The sequence below is a fragment of the Alistipes montrealensis genome, assembly GCF_018362775.1.
GTDB lineage: Bacteria > Bacteroidota > Bacteroidia > Bacteroidales > Rikenellaceae > Alistipes > Alistipes montrealensis.
Map to the genome: position 1 here is coordinate 567,424 of NZ_JAGYXY010000002.1, position 14,705 is coordinate 582,128.

Genomic DNA, 14,705 nt, shown 5'->3' on the forward strand with positions numbered 1-14,705 from the left:
TTATTTGCGCTTGGTGTCCTGTTCGCGGGTGATACGGACGTACTCTGCGGGATTGCCGAGCACCTCGACGGCCTTTTTCACCTCCTTGTCGCCCGGCAGCGAGTGCTCGATGACGCCGGCCTGGTAGCCGTGGCGCATGACGATGTCGTTGTTGATCGCCTCGACGACCTGCGTGCGGTAGGTTTCGAGGTTGGTTTGCGTATCGTCCTTGAGCTCGGCCTCCACCTGTTCGAATTTGTCCTTGAGTTCGGCGAAACGGTCGTCGTCAGCGGCTTTTTTCAGCGCCTTGAGCGCCCGCCGGGTGTCGGATTCGTAGGGAACCTTCTTGTCGCGCATAAACTCCGCAAAGTCGGCGTAATCCTTGTCCGTGATCGAGAAGGTGCGGATGTCGATTTGCCGGCCGGGGTTGCGGCGCGTGTATTCGTCGCCGAAATCTTCGATGAATCCCAGCGCGTAGAGCGTCATGGCGAAGCGCGAAATATACTCGGGGGAGGTTGTGATGTCGGGCATCACGCCGCCGCCGTCGTAGACCTTGCGGCCTGCGCGGGTCGTGAACTCCGAGATCAGCGAGTCGGGCACGGTCCGCACCGAACCCTCCTGCGAATGGGAGTAGTCGATGGCCTGGATGCAGCGGCCCGAGGGGATGTAGTATTTGGCCGTGGTAAGTTTCAGCATGGCGTTGTAACCCAGCGGACGGGTCGACTGCACGAGCCCCTTGCCGAAACTGCGCTGGCCGATCAGTACCGCGCGGTCGAGGTCCTGCAAAGCTCCGGCGACGATTTCGGCCGCCGACGCCGAATTGCCGTTGACCAGCACGGCCAGCGGCAGGTCGGGAAGTATCGGCTCCGAGTCGGTGCGGAAAACCTGCTTCGAATCTTCCGAACGGCCCTTGGTGCTGACTACTTCGGTCCCCTTGGGGACGAACATCCCCAGGATTTTGATCGCCTCCTGCATGATGCCGCCGCCGTTGGAGCGGTAGTCGAGCACGAGGCCTTTGAGTTCATCCTCGGCGCGCAGTTGTTCGATGGCGCGGCGCATCTCTTCGTAGCATCCTTCGGTGAAGTCGCCGTGGCGGATGTAGCCGATGCCGTCGGCAACCCATCCGACGTAGGGAACGCCCGGAATGGCGATCCGTTCGCGGCGGATCACGGCAGTCTGCTGCGTGCCGTCGAGGTGTTCGACGGTCACCCTGACCTTGCTGCCCGGCTCGCCCTTGAGGCGCGAAGAGACCTGCTCGGTGGTGAAGCCTTTGGCGTCCTTGCCGTCGATCGAAAGGATCTTGTCGCCGATCTTCAGTCCGGCTTTGTCGGCGGGCGAACCCTGGTAGGGCTGGGCGATGCGGACGTAGTCGTCTTTCTGGCGGATGAGCGATCCGATGCCGCCGTATTTGCCCGTGGTGAGCAGTTCGAAATCCTGCATTCCCTCCTCCGGAATGTACTCCGTGTAGGGGTCGAGGTCGCTGACCATGCCTGCGGCGGCCCCCAGCATCAGTTTATCGGGGTCCACGGGGTCGACGTAGCCCAGCGAGAGCTCGCGCATCATGTTGACGGTGATCTCCATGTTGCGGCCCAGCCCGAAATCGTTACGGGCGGCGAAGGTCAGCAGGCCTGCGGCGGCGATTGCCGCCGCGGCGGAGAGCAGGTAGCGGTATTTTCTAATCATTGCGTGTCATGTGTATATATGAATCGAGCCGGTACTGCACCCGGGCTACGCCCCGGCGGATGCCGTCGAGCACGATCCATTGTCCGTATTGTGAAACTTTTATCTCGTCTTCGCCCAGCAGCAGCAGCTTTTGGCCGAAACTGTCGGCGCGGAAGGTCATCACCCCGTCCTTGTCGCTGCGCAGCGAAAAGCCTGCCGAGCGGAATGCGTTGATGATCTGTTCCCGGTTTTCTTCGATGTCACCCTCCACTTTGCGTTCCACGAACCCGAATTTGGGATAGGCGATCGCCAATACCATGATCGCCGAAAACAGCATCAGGTAGCGGTCGGTGTGGAACATGGCGTAGAGCGTGTCGTCGAGCGACAGCGCCGAGGTCCCGGTCATCAGCATCAGCCCCATCAGGACTATACACAGAACGCACAGGGCGAAGAAATATTTTAACGAACGGACGAAGTATTTCATAGCGAAATTTTTTAATTCTTCATTTTTAATTTTTAATTGAGGAGGCCGATTGCATCGGCCACCTCCTGCATCAGCCATTTGGGTGTCGAGGTAGCCCCGCAGATGCCGACTGTCGCGGCCCCGTCGAACCAGGCGGGATCGATCTCCGAGGCTTCTTCGACGATATGCGTGCGCGGATTGGCCCGGCGGCACACCTCCGAAAGTACTTTGCCGTTCGACGATTTCCGCCCGCAAACGAATACCACGACATCGAACCGCCCCGAGAACTCGGTGAGGTGTTGTTCCCGGTTGGAGACCTGCCGGCAGATCGTGTCGTCGATGTGCACCTGTTCCGCATCGGCGGCCCGGCGGCGCATTTCGGCGCCGAGCGTTTCGAATAGCCCGATGCTCTGCGTGGTCTGCGAAAGGAAGTAAACCGGGCGTGAGAAGTCGATCAGCGTCAGGTCTTCCGATCCTTCGATGACGATCGTCGGGTCGGGAACCTGCCCCGTGAGGCCCACCACTTCGGCATGGCCCCTCTTGCCGAGGATCACGACCTGTCCGCCGAGCGGACGCATCCGTTCGTGGGCCTCCTTCACCCGGCGTTGGAGCCGTGCGACCACCGGGCAGGTGGCGTCGATAATCCCGATGTTCATTTCCCGGGCGGCGGCGTAGGTGGTAGGGGGTTCCCCGTGGGCGCGGATGAAGAGCCGGCAGCCTGCCAGGTGCGGCATGTCGGCATGGGTCACGGTCCGCAGGCCCAGTTGTTCGAGGCGCTGGACCTCGATGCGGTTGTGGACGATGTCGCCGAGCGAGTAGACCGTGGAGCCCTCCGCGAGGGCCCGTTCGGCCTCCGTGATTGCGCGGACTACGCCGAAGCAGAAGCCCGATTTATCGTCGATCTCGACTACCATAGCCGTTTGCGGTGCGCCCGGCGGCGCTTTATCTTATTCGTTGATTTTTGCGAATTGCTCCATAAACCACGCCATCTGTTCGTCGACGGTCATGTGGCTGTTGTCGAGTACGATGGCGTCTTCGGCCTGGCGGAGCGGCGATATGGCGCGGCTCATGTCGGCCTTGTCGCGCTCGCGAATGTTGCGTTCGACCTCCTCCATCGTCACCGACATGCCCTTGCCCGTCAGCTCCTTGTAGCGGCGGCATGCGCGAACGGCGGTGTCGGCCGTCATGAACAGTTTCAGCTCGGCGTCGGGGAATACTACCGTGCCGATGTCGCGGCCGTCCATCACCACGCCCCGGCGTTTGCCCATCTCCTGCTGCATGGCGACCAGTTTGCTGCGCACCTCGGGGATGGCGCTCACGCGGCTCACGCAGTTCGAGACCTCGATGGTGCGGATTTTACCTTCGACCAGGTCTCCGTTGACGTAGATGTCGCTCGCCCCGCGTTCGGGGTTGAAGCGGAAGGTGATCGAAATGCGGTCGAGCAGTTTCACGACGGCTTCTTCGTCGACGATGCCCGAGTGGATGGCTCCGTGTTCGAGGGCGTAGAGCGTCACGGCGCGGTACATGGCGCCCGTGTCGATGAAAATATAGCCCAGGCGGGCCGCGATGGCTTTGGCGAAGGTGCTCTTTCCGCACGACGAAAATCCGTCGACGGCGATTATGATCTTATGTTTAGTGTCCGACATTGGGGAATATATCAAAGAAGGTCGATAATATGGTATAAATTCCTAATATTCCGATGATAAAGCCCGCGACATGGTTGATCGTGAGCATGTGCCGCGGTCGGAAACGGCGGCGGAAGAGGTTGATGATGAAAGCCAGCAGGGTCCACCAGGCCACCGAACCGCCGAAGAACCCGGCGATGACGAACAGCGAACGCATGAAACCCCCGAAGGTGTGGTCGGCCACGTCGCCGCCCGAAATCTTGAATACCGCGAAGAAGGCCAGGATGTAGGGGATAACCATGATGAAGTTGGCGATCGTAAGCCCGAAAATCGAAGCGAAGTCCTGCCACAGCGAGGTTTTGCCCGCGCGGTTGCGGCGAATCTGCGGCACGGGGTTCTGGGCGAAGATGAAAACCCCGACGATCACGACGAAGATTCCGCCGATCACCCGCAGCAGGGTGTTGTACTGCTCGATCTGGGTCTGGAGCATCGAGTAGAAGAACAGCGCGGCCATGGCCATGAACGTGTCGGCGCAGGCGACGCCGATGCCTGAGACGATGCCCGAACGGCGGCTTTTCGACAGCGTACGCTGAATACAAAGCACCGCCACGGGGCCCACCGTGATCGAAGCGGCTATGCCGACGCAGATGCCGCGGAACAGGGTTTCGACGATTTCAAATGCCATTTTCTCGGTTTGCGGAGTTTTTCTGACGGCTGAGACGGTCCATGCCGGGCCATAACCGGGTTTTTCCGGATTTGCCGAGGCGCCGCCGGTCCAAGCCGCGGTTTAACTTCGGCAAAGATACGAAAAAGCCCGGACATCCGCCTATGAAAAGGCAAAAAAAGGGCGCGGACGGTTGTCCTTTGAGGCGGATATGTTGATAAAATATCGAAAACTTTGGCCCCATGCTTGTATAATATTAATTGAAAATGAATAAATTTGCAAGAAATAGCACTCCACAATGGCAGAGATGAAACAATTCGGCATCGACCTCGAACTGGACGACGCCGTGGCCCAGGGCCACTATTCGAACCTGGCGATCATATCGCACTCCACTTCGGAGTTCATCATCGACTTTGCGACGGTGCTGCCCGGTGTGCAGAAGGCGCGGGTCAAAAGCCGCATCATCCTCACTCCCGAGCATGCCAAACGGCTGCTGCGCTCGTTGCAGGAGAATATCGTGCGTTACGAGAGCAACGTGGGCAAGATTGAAATTCCGTCGCCCCAGCCTACGCCCGACGCGGGTCCCAAGATGGGACAGGCCTAAAATTTCAAGGCGCTGCTATGCAGCGCCTTTTTTGTGTCGGGTGTGCCGTGTCACGTTTTTGTCACGGCTGAAAAGTTTTGTGGCATGGAAAAAAATGCTATTTTTGTGGCAAAAGCCCAAAATCTGCTATGTCCACACCCTCGCCGTCCGACCAACGGTTATTCGAAGGCATCAAATTCGGCAACGAAGCCGACTTCGAGTGCTTTTTCCGGCGTTATTATCCCCGATTGGTGAACTATGCCGCCCGGTTTGTCGCCGGACGCGAGACTGCGCGCGACCTGGTGCAGGACAGTTTTGCGGGCCTGTGGGAGCGGCGGCGTGAACTGCGCGAACTGGACCTGGCGTCGCTGTTGTTCACGATGGTGCGCAACCGCTGTCTCAATTATCTGAAACACAACGGCGTCGTAGCGCGCCACGAACTGGAGTATACGGCCCGTATGCGGGGCGAAGAGCGTATTTACAGCTACGATTTCCTGAGCGACGCCGAGCAGCCGTGTCTCTACGAGGAGTTGCAGCGCGAGGTGCAGAAGGCGGTCGACGCACTGCCCGACCGCTGCCGCGAGGTTTTCCGCATGAGCCGCTTCGAAGGGCTGAAAAACCGGGAAATAGCCGCCCGGCTGGGTATCTCCGAGACGGCCGTCGAGAAACACCTCTCCCGCGCCGTCGGTCGGCTGGGCGAACACCTGCGGCGGAGCTGCTCGTTCGAACTCTCCGTGGCGGTGCTCTCCTGCCTGCTGGCCAATTACCTGTAATCCGATAGACGATATTAACTGTACGACGGCGGAGATTTTCCTCTCCGCTGTTGCCGTTTTCTTTCTTTTTGTGACTTTTTTGAATTTTTTATGGTTGCGAAGGTTGGGGAAAAGCAAATTAGGTTGTTTTAAAATATGTAACGGAAATGGAAGAGATGAAATTCGATCAGGAAGAGATGCGGCATTTGGCCGGACGTTATTTTGCGGGAGAGATCACCGCCGAGGAGGAGCGCGAACTGTTCCGCTTCGTCACCTCCGATGCCGGGTGTCGCCGGCAGTTCGCCGCGTGGCGGCTCGAATGGGAGTCGGCCCCGGTGTCGGACGCCTTCACCGACAGCGACTGGCGTCGCCTGCGGTCGCGTATCCGTTTGCAGGGCCCCGGGCGGAATCCCCGTCTCGGGCGGGTCGCTGCTTGGTGGCGTGTAGCGGCGGCCGCGGCGGTCGTGTGCGCGACTTTCTTCGGGGCGCGGCTCTACGACCGCCTGCTGCTGGCACATGCCACGGAGTGTTACACCGTGACTACGAAATGCGGCGACCGCAGTACGGTCTGCCTGCCCGACGGGACGCAGGTACGGCTCAACGGGTCGTCGACGCTGACCTACCCGGCCAATTTTAACGCCACGAACCGCTCCGTAGAGCTTTCGGGCGCTGCCTTTTTCGACGTTTCGCCCGACGACAAGCACCGCTTCGAGGTGAAGGTCGGAAATTGCTCGGTGGTGGTCAAGGGTACGAAATTCGACGTGGCGGCCTATCCCGACGACTCGCTGATCACGACCACGCTGCTCGAAGGCGCCGTGGATTTCGCCGCCCCGCGCGGCGAGACCGTGCTTCGTCCGGGCGAATCGCTCACCTACGATCGTTTCGCCGAGACCACGACGATCACGCACGTCAACACGGCGCAGTACCTGGCCTGGATCGAGGGCCGTATCGAGTTCATCGACGTGACGATCGTGCAGCTTTGCGAGAGCCTGAGCAGCCTTTACGGCGTCGAGATCGTGCTCGACGACCGCCTGCGCGCCGACGGAACCTTCATCACCATCCGCCTGAGCAACCAGGAATCGCTCGACAGCGTGCTGAAGGCCCTCGACCTGATCGTTCCGGTCTCGGTCCACCGCCAAGGCCCTTCGGTCCGCCTCTCGGCCAAGTGACGCCCGAATTCCGAAACTACTTTAAAACAACCAATACCTTAAGCAAATGAATCAATTTTCCAATCTGAAACGGGTGCTTCTGCCGTGTCTGTTCGTGCTGCTGACGCTCCCGGCGTGGGGGCAGATGCAGCCCGTCACGAAGAATTTCCGGAAAACACCCCTCAAGAACGTCCTCAAGGAGGTGGAGGCGCAGACCGGGTTGTCGATCATGTACGACACCCGGGAACTGAACCTCGAACGTCCGGTCACGGCCTCGTTCGACCGTACGCCTGTGTCGCAGGTGTTGCGCGAAGTGCTCGACCGCAGCGTCCAGTACTCGATCAAGGACAAGATGATCGTGATTTACAAGGCCTCGGCGACTCCCTCTTCCGCGACGGAGAAAGGCAGGGTCCTGACCGGTACGGTTCTGGACGAGACGGGCGCCCCGATGATCGGCGCCGCCGTCACCACGCCCGACGGGCGCCGCGGAACGGTCACCGACAGCAACGGCCGCTACTCGCTGACGCTCGGCGCATCGGACGCCCTGATTTCGGTCTCCTACCTGGGTTACGTCACCCAGCAGATCGTCGTAGGCGACCGCACGCAGGTCGATGTCAACCTGGTTCCCGACGCCAAAAACACCATCAACGAGGTGGTGGTCATCGGCTACGGCTCGGTGAAAAAATCCGACCTGACGGGTTCGGTCTCCAACGTGAAGATGTCCGACATCCGCGACGTGCCCAACACCTCGGTCGACCAGGCCCTGCAAGGCCGTATCGCCGGCGTTGACATCATGTCGACCTCGGGTGCGCCCGGGGCCACGACCTCGATCCGCGTGCGCGGTACGCGTTCGATTTCGGCCTCGAACGAACCGCTGATCGTCGTCGACGGCGTGATCGACGCCGTGAGCGACCTGAACGACATCAACTCGGCCGACATCGAGCAGATTTCGGTACTCAAGGATGCCTCGTCGACGGCCATCTACGGTTCGCGCGGCGCCAACGGTGTGATCATCGTCACCACGCGGCAGGGCGTCACGTCGAAGCCGTCGATTACGGCCAAAGCCGAATTCGGCGTCTCGAAACTCGCCCGCGACCTCGACCTGATGAATGCGCAGGAGTTCATTCGTTACCAGAACGACCGCTATTATTTCACTTCGCGCGATCCGCAGCGCCCGCCGCGTTTCGACCCCTCGGAGTACGGACGCGGAACCGACTGGATCGACGAAATCACCCGCACGGCCATCTATCAGAACTACAACCTTTCGGTCAGCGGCCGGGGCCAGAAGTCGAGCTACTTCGCGGCCTTGGGCGGCAATGACACCCAGGGTATCGTCGACGGCAGCGGATTCCGCCGCATTACGGCCCGCCTGAATCTCTCGTACGATTTCGCCAAGTGGCTGACCGTCGGGTTCAAGGGCAGCTACACCTTCCGCGACGAGAGTCCCAACCGGGCGACCATCGGCGGTGCGAACATCTGGGACGGCGCCGTCTACCTGGCCCCGACGATGGGTCCCAACGACTACATCAACCCCCTTTACGAGAACGGTGTGCGCATCAACACGCCGCGCGCCAAGATCGACTGCAACGAGAACGAGAGCGAGCGCATGACCAACACCGACGTGCTGGAATTCACGATCAAACCCGCGCGCGGGCTGATTATCAAGAGTCAGAACTCCTACATGGTCTATCAGCGTCACGACTACCAGTTCTGGCCCAGCTACCTTCCGAAGAACACCGAGGGCGAAGGCGCCGACGCCTACCGCTACGAAGGCGACGCACGCCGCCTGACCTCGGAAAATACGATCTCCTATTCGAAAAAATTCGCCTCGGGGCACTATTTCGATGCGATGGCGGGTTTCTCGGCCACGCACGAAACGGCCAACTTCTTCTCGCTGAAGGCCGAAGGTCTTCTGACCGACGACCTGAAATGGAACAACATGAACGGCATCGGCAGCAAGGAGAATTACAGCGCTTCGACCAGTTCGAACAAAGTCGTGCGCGAATCGGTGCTCATGCGCCTGAACTACAACTACAAGAGCCGCTATTATTTCACCTTCACGGGCCGTTACGACGGATCGTCGAACTTCGCCGAGAACAACAAATGGGGCTTCTTCCCCTCGGCGGCCGTCAAATGGAACGCCAAGAACGAGAATTTCCTCAAACAGGTGCGCTGGCTCGACGAACTGTCGCTGCGTCTGAGCGCCGGGCGCACGGGTAACGACGCCATCGCGACCTACCGTTCGCTCGAAGCCTACGGGACCTCCACGAACGGTTACCTGTTCGGCGGCAAGCAGTCGGCGTCGTTCTTCCCGACGCGCGTGGCGAACCCCGACCTGACGTGGGAGAAAACCACGCTCTACAACGCCGGACTCGACTTTTCGGCCTTCGATGGCCGCCTGACCCTGACTGTCGACGGCTACTATTCGACCACCCGCGACCTGCTGCTCTCGTTGCAGACGATCCACACCACGGGCTATACGAGCCGCTTTACGAACCTGGGCAAAACGTCGAACCGCGGCGTCGAAGTTTCGATCGAGAGCCGCAACATCGTGAAGCCGAAATTCGGCTGGACGACGAGTTTCACCCTTTCGCACAACAAGCAGATGGTCGACGACATCGGCCACGAAGAGTATGTGTCGTGCCTCGAAAGCGGCGGCAACACCAACTATATGATGTACGGTTACAAGACGGGTTATCCGCTCAATTCGCTCTGGGGATTCCAGTATGGCGGAGTCTGGAAGACGACCGGCGAGTTCGAGCGCAACCGATTTACCAAGAGCTATATATCGTCTTCGACGGGCAGCGACGCCCAGTTGATGCTGGGTTATCCCAAATACGTCGACCAGAACCGCGACGGCATTCTTTCGGAAGAGGACCTGATCTACCTGGGCAACTCCGACCCCGTGCTTTACGGCGGTTTGCAGAACACCTTTACGATCGGGGGCCTGAACATCGGATTCTACTTCTCCTATTCGCTGGGCGGCAAGATTTACAACTACTCCGAACTGGCGATGGCCGGCGGTTATGCCACCAACCAGTACCGCTACATGCTCGACGCGTGGCATCCCGTGCGCAACCCGGATTCCGACCTGCCCCGTGCGGGAACCGACGACCGGCTGGTTCCCAGTTCGCTGCAGGTACACGACGCATCGTACCTGCGCCTGAAGAACGCCACTGTTTCCTATACGTTCGACCTGAGGAAGAAAACCCGCCTGCTGCGCGACATCACGCTGGCCGTCACGGGCGAGAACCTCTGGCTCTGGACCAACTACAACGGTTTCGACCCCGACGTTTCGAGCGAGGGAACCAGCTCGACCCTGCGCCGCGTCGACATGGGCGCCTATCCCCGTTCGCGGATGTTCGTGTTCAGCATCCAGCTGCGTTATTAATCCACCTGACAATTACCGAAGCAGATGAAAAACTTCAACCATTCCATATTGGCCCTTTTCGCGGCGGGACTGCTCGCGTCCTGTTCCCTGGCGGAGGAGCCGACCTCGTTCGTCAACCGCAAATCGTTCTATCAGAACGAGTCGCAGTGCATTGCGGCGCTCAATTCGTGCTACATGCCCGTCAATTCGATCTATACGGCCAACTTCATGCTCGTTACCGAAGCCTGTACCGACATCTGGTATTCGTCCTCGACGACCGTCGACGCCTGCCTCGACGTGACCCCGGCCAAACCGCAGTACGGCAAGACCGTCTGGACGCAGGGCTATAAGGGCGTGATGTACTGCAACGAGTGCGTCGAGTGTATCTCGACGGCCGACCTGCCCGACGGGGTGAAGATGCCCCTTGCGGCCGAAGCCCGCGTGATGCGCGCGCTCTACTACTACATCCTGACCTGCATGTTCGGCGACGTGCCGTTCTATACCTCGATGGTCGACACCGACCAGCGGCTGGCCGAAATCCGCCGCCTGCCCCGTACCCCGGCCCATGAAATCCGTCAGGAACTGTACGACGACCTGGAGCAGAACGCCCTGCCGTGGTTCACGGCCGAGAACGGCCGCAAGTGCCGCGCCTCGGAGGCTGTCGACAACCGTTCGGGTTATGCGCTGGCGTTGATGCTGATGGCCAAGTTCGCCCTCTGGAACGAGGACTGGAACGGGGCGCTGGTTCCCCTGCAGGCTATCGAGGAGCTGTACGGCGACTTCAACGAAGGCAACTACCCGCTGGCCGAGACCCAGTGGCGTTACAAGAACCCTGCGGAGACCATCTTCGAGATCCAGCATGCATGGTCGCTCACCGGAACGCAGTACAACGGCAACGTCGCCGCGATCATGATGCCCACGCACAACGGCGACGGCGTGTTCGACGGCGTGCCTCTGAAGGGCTACGGGACGACGATGCCCGGCTGGTCGTCGCTCAGAGCCTGCAACCGCTATGCGATTTTCCGCCCTGCGACGGGCAACACGCAGACCGAGAATGCGACCTATATCGACGCGTTGTTCAATCCCCTGCCCCTGACCTACGACACGTACGACGCTTCGCTGAACCGTTATACGGTGAAGATCGACATGGCGGCGCTGGCCGCCGGGGAGATCCGCGGTCAGAAGATCGACCGCCGTGTGAAATACTTCCTCGGCCTGGGCGACCTGGAGACGGGAGCCACCTTCAAGATTACCGGCACGTACGGCGTGCCCTGGCCGGGACCGAAGTTCTGGTGTCCGGACATCGAGCAGAACTACGATTCGAACAACTACCGCATTTTCCGTTATGCCGACGCTGTCCTGATGATGGCCGAGTGCTACTGCAACCTGGAGAACGCCGACGAAGCGATGCGCTACCTGAACATGGTCCGCGAACGGGCGGGCGTCGATCCCGTCACCAACTTTACGGGCTTCGAGGACCTTACGCTGGCCATCCGCTGCGAGCGCGCCCGCGAACTGGGCGGCGAGTTCCAGCGCAAATTCGACCTGGTGCGCTGGGGCATCTGGTACGATCAGACCTATGCCTACACCAACAACTCGACGCTCAAGGGCAAGATGCGCCCCTGCCACCGTTACTATCCCATTCCCGATGCGCAGTGCGCCCTTTCGGGGTATGTGCTGACCAACGACGAGTACCTTGCCGACGGATTATAAAAACCAGAACCGATGAAACGAATCAACAACCTGATACTGGCGCTCGCGGGACTCTTCGCGGTTGCGTGCGCCGACACTTTCGAGGAGCGTTACGACCTGAGCATCAATACGGACAAATATTCGGTCGACGCCACGGCCGCCCGGCTCCCCATCACGGTCTACTGCTCGGGTGCGTGGACCGCACAGCTCGTCGCCGAATCGGCATGGGCGACGCTCAGCCGCACCTCGGGCAGCGGCATTACGACCATTCATCTCGACTGCGCCGACAACTCCGGGCTGGCCCGTTCGGTCGGGGTAGTGCTGCGCGGTTCGGGGCTCGAAAAGTCCATTACCGTGGTTCAGAAGGCGGGAATCACCGCTCCCGAACTGATTTTCCTGGCGAAAGACCTGGCCTTTGCCAACGGCGCCTATAAAGGTACGACGGCCTTCGAGACCAACCTGCCCGACGAACTGCTCCGCGAGGTCGTTCCGGCCGTGACCTACGCATCGGAGGGCGATGCGTGGATTTCGGACATCGCATATCATGCCGACGATACGGAAGCGGGCGAGACGGAGATACCGCTGGCCCGCCGGGGACTGATCACCTTCTCCACGACCGCCAATGCCACGGGGGAACCCCGCACGGCGACGGTCGATTTCTCGGTCGAGGATGCCAACGGCAATGTTTTCGGCGACAGTTTCACCGTGACGCAGAGTGCCGACGAGGGCCGCATCACGCTCTCCGACGACGTGGTTCCCATCGAGGGCGGCAAGCGTACGGTGGCCTTCTCGACCAACCTCGGGGCGCTGCTCGGCGAAATGAAGACCGAGGTGACGTATGCCGATCCCGCTGCGGCCGGGTTTATCTCGAACGTCGAACTCGGCGCAGAATCACTGACTTACGATATTTCGGAGAATACCGGCGTGGAGAAACGCTACGCCACGATCACGGTCTCCTACACCGACCTTGCGGGTAACGTGATTTCGGCCTCTTCGGCCATTACCCAGCGTGTGACGGCCCAGCCGCGCGAAATCCCGTTCGCCGACCTGCGTGCGCTCTTCACCGCCGAGGACAAACCCTACGCCAGCGACGAGGACCACATCGACTACCTGCTGTGCCGTGTCATCGGCGACGCCGGGAACCCGAACATGGACCAGAATGTCAATACCGGCCCCAACAGCATTACGACCGACGAAAACGACCGTACGAACTACGTGCAGAGCCTCGACGGTATGTATGGTTTCCGCCTGAAGTTCGCCTCCGCGGCGGACAACGCCTGCCTGCGGGGCGAGCAGGTGAAAATCCTGCTCGACGGTGTGATCCTTTCGCGCGAAAGCGATCCGATGCGCTACACGCTGCGCGGCGTGAAGGCTGAAAACGTCGAAAAGGTGGCCGGGGCCGCAGCCCTGGAACCCAAGGCGCGGACCATCTCGACGCTTACCGACGACGATCTCTATACCTATTGTACGCTTTCGGGGCTGGAGTTCTCCGTGAAAGAGGGTGCTTACGCCAATGTCCGCGAGTACGACGCGATCCTGAATCCCTATAACGAAGGGATCACCTTTGCCAGCGGCACGCAGGCCCAGCGGGCCAAAGACGGTGCGGCCAACCTGCTCTACGACGGATCGAACGACGCGATTTATATGCTCGTGAACATGAACTGCGCATGGCGCCGCACGGGACAGAGCGTCCCGCAGGGCGTCGGATCGGTCAGCGGCATCGTGGTTCACACGCCGATGGAGCGCTGGGGCGGCAATGTGGGCCGTTACTCGATCCGGCCCTTCGACGAGGCGGACATCGACGTTGCGCGCGCCGAGGCTTCGTCCTATGCGAAACTCGTCGAGTGGCGGCTGGACAAGGGTGTGGTTTCGGTCGGGGCCTATGTATGGAACGACGGCGGCGGCTACACCGTCGGCAACGCCACGAATTCGGCCGCGCAGCTCGTCCAGAACCGGATGCACGCCACGACCGACAACACGGACGGCAGTGCGCGGCTTTACAGCGAGAACCGGATGCTCAACCAGACCGTTACGGCAGACCGTTCGTACCCCGTGGCCATTGTCCATGGTTACCGCGGACTGAGCGCCTCGAACTACGTGGCGGGCGACGGTACGACGATGGGCATGTCGAAATACACGATGCTGGCCTTCTGCGGCAATGTCGCCGGCTGGTACGACTGGAACGGCAATACGTGGACGGGCAAGACCAACGGCATCGTGATGGAGTTCCCGACATCGGGCGTCGGCGGTTCCGCCGCTGCGGTCAGCTTTTCGATCGCCGCGGGCAAGCACAGCACCAACGAAGCCGCCTGCTCGTGGACCAATGCCAGTTCGTATCCCGTCTACTGGAAGGTGGAATATGCCACCTCGACCGATAACGGTGCGACGTGGAGCGACTGGACCGAGGCTGTCAATGCCGCCACGGGCGTGCGAGGTTTCGAGATGCGCTCGCTGCCGTGGTGCATCAACAACAGTGCGACGCGCACTTCGATCTTCGACACGGCCAACCAGTCGGGTGTCTACACCCAGTCCGACTTCGGCTTCGGCCTGGTTCCCTACCGCTTCGTGCTGCCCGCCGACGTGCTCGGCAAATCGAAGGTCCGGGTGCGCATCAGCCCTTCGTCCGACATCATCGCGACGTGGAACGCCGGGCTGGGCAACTACGGCCTGGGCCAGACCTACCGCAACGTACGCGTAACGCGGACCTATCCGTTCGCTATCGCCAATGCGGTCTATGTGGAAGACCTTTCGATCCAGTACAAATAAG

At 60.5% G+C, this 14,705-nt stretch carries 11 protein-coding genes; 6 read left to right on the plus strand and 5 right to left on the minus strand.

The annotated features are described in order from the left end of the window. From KG007_RS05480 to KG007_RS05500, 5 genes are read right to left on the minus strand one after another with little or no spacing between them, the layout of a single operon-like run. Positions 1–1,662, minus strand: coding sequence for a S41 family peptidase (locus KG007_RS05480; protein WP_213347627.1), 1,662 nt, complete (start codon positions 1,660–1,662; stop codon positions 1–3). Then, the gene (locus KG007_RS05485; protein WP_213347628.1) at positions 1,655–2,125 is read right to left on the minus strand and encodes a hypothetical protein; all 471 of its coding nucleotides are present in this window, start codon (positions 2,123–2,125) and stop codon (positions 1,655–1,657) included. The genes KG007_RS05480 and KG007_RS05485 overlap by 8 nt, the downstream gene beginning before the upstream one ends. A 32-nt stretch (positions 2,126–2,157) precedes the next feature. Next, positions 2,158–3,018, minus strand: coding sequence for a 4-hydroxy-3-methylbut-2-enyl diphosphate reductase (locus tag KG007_RS05490; protein ID WP_213347629.1), 861 nt, complete (start codon positions 3,016–3,018; stop codon positions 2,158–2,160). A gap of 33 nt (positions 3,019–3,051) precedes the next feature. Continuing rightward, a complete protein-coding gene (cmk, locus tag KG007_RS05495; RefSeq protein WP_213347630.1) occupies positions 3,052–3,750 on the minus strand; it encodes a (d)CMP kinase in 699 nt (232 codons plus the stop codon). Then, entirely contained in the window at positions 3,737–4,414 is a 678-nt protein-coding gene (locus KG007_RS05500) for a LysE family translocator (RefSeq protein ID WP_213347631.1), read from the minus strand. Before KG007_RS05500 ends, cmk begins: the two co-directional genes overlap by 14 nt. Positions 4,415–4,691: 277 nt before the next feature. Here KG007_RS05500 and KG007_RS05505 point away from each other — a divergent pair, with 277 nt between their 5' ends. The 6 genes from KG007_RS05505 (at position 4,692) to KG007_RS05530 (ending at position 14,704) form a co-directional block, all read left to right on the plus strand. After that, positions 4,692–4,997, plus strand: coding sequence for a DUF3467 domain-containing protein (locus tag KG007_RS05505; RefSeq protein ID WP_015546810.1), 306 nt, complete (start codon positions 4,692–4,694; stop codon positions 4,995–4,997). 128 nt (positions 4,998–5,125) lie between these two features. Then, positions 5,126–5,749, plus strand: coding sequence for an RNA polymerase sigma-70 factor (locus KG007_RS05510; RefSeq protein WP_195458972.1), 624 nt, complete (start codon positions 5,126–5,128; stop codon positions 5,747–5,749). 146 nt (positions 5,750–5,895) lie between these two features. Continuing rightward, positions 5,896–6,897, plus strand: coding sequence for a FecR domain-containing protein (locus KG007_RS05515; RefSeq protein ID WP_195458971.1), 1,002 nt, complete (start codon positions 5,896–5,898; stop codon positions 6,895–6,897). A gap of 46 nt (positions 6,898–6,943) precedes the next feature. Further along, positions 6,944–10,267 (plus strand): SusC/RagA family TonB-linked outer membrane protein, encoded by a 3,324-nt coding sequence (locus tag KG007_RS05520; protein ID WP_249413251.1) that lies wholly within the window; start codon positions 6,944–6,946, stop codon positions 10,265–10,267. 24 nt (positions 10,268–10,291) lie between these two features. Beyond that, positions 10,292–11,959, plus strand: a complete 1,668-nt coding sequence (locus KG007_RS05525) for a RagB/SusD family nutrient uptake outer membrane protein (RefSeq protein ID WP_229095377.1) — start codon at positions 10,292–10,294, stop codon at positions 11,957–11,959. A 12-nt stretch (positions 11,960–11,971) separates the two neighbouring features. Continuing rightward, positions 11,972–14,704 (plus strand): BACON domain-containing protein, encoded by a 2,733-nt coding sequence (locus tag KG007_RS05530; RefSeq protein WP_213347632.1) that lies wholly within the window; start codon positions 11,972–11,974, stop codon positions 14,702–14,704. Position 14,705: the final 1 nt, after the last annotated feature.

Bases quoted from the DNA above. Each gene is read 5' to 3' on its own strand.
- KG007_RS05480 (WP_213347627.1), bottom strand. From the start codon at position 1,662: ATGATTAGAAAATACCGCTACCTGCTCTCCGCCGCGGCGGCAATCGCC.
- KG007_RS05485 (WP_213347628.1), bottom strand. From the start codon at position 2,125: ATGAAATACTTCGTCCGTTCGTTAAAATATTTCTTCGCCCTGTGCGTT.
- KG007_RS05490 (WP_213347629.1), bottom strand. From the start codon at position 3,018: ATGGTAGTCGAGATCGACGATAAATCGGGCTTCTGCTTCGGCGTAGTC.
- cmk (WP_213347630.1), bottom strand. From the start codon at position 3,750: ATGTCGGACACTAAACATAAGATCATAATCGCCGTCGACGGATTTTCG.
- KG007_RS05500 (WP_213347631.1), bottom strand. From the start codon at position 4,414: ATGGCATTTGAAATCGTCGAAACCCTGTTCCGCGGCATCTGCGTCGGC.
- KG007_RS05505 (WP_015546810.1), top strand. From the start codon at position 4,692: ATGGCAGAGATGAAACAATTCGGCATCGACCTCGAACTGGACGACGCC.
- KG007_RS05510 (WP_195458972.1), top strand. From the start codon at position 5,126: ATGTCCACACCCTCGCCGTCCGACCAACGGTTATTCGAAGGCATCAAA.
- KG007_RS05515 (WP_195458971.1), top strand. From the start codon at position 5,896: ATGGAAGAGATGAAATTCGATCAGGAAGAGATGCGGCATTTGGCCGGA.
- KG007_RS05520 (WP_249413251.1), top strand. From the start codon at position 6,944: ATGAATCAATTTTCCAATCTGAAACGGGTGCTTCTGCCGTGTCTGTTC.
- KG007_RS05525 (WP_229095377.1), top strand. From the start codon at position 10,292: ATGAAAAACTTCAACCATTCCATATTGGCCCTTTTCGCGGCGGGACTG.
- KG007_RS05530 (WP_213347632.1), top strand. From the start codon at position 11,972: ATGAAACGAATCAACAACCTGATACTGGCGCTCGCGGGACTCTTCGCG.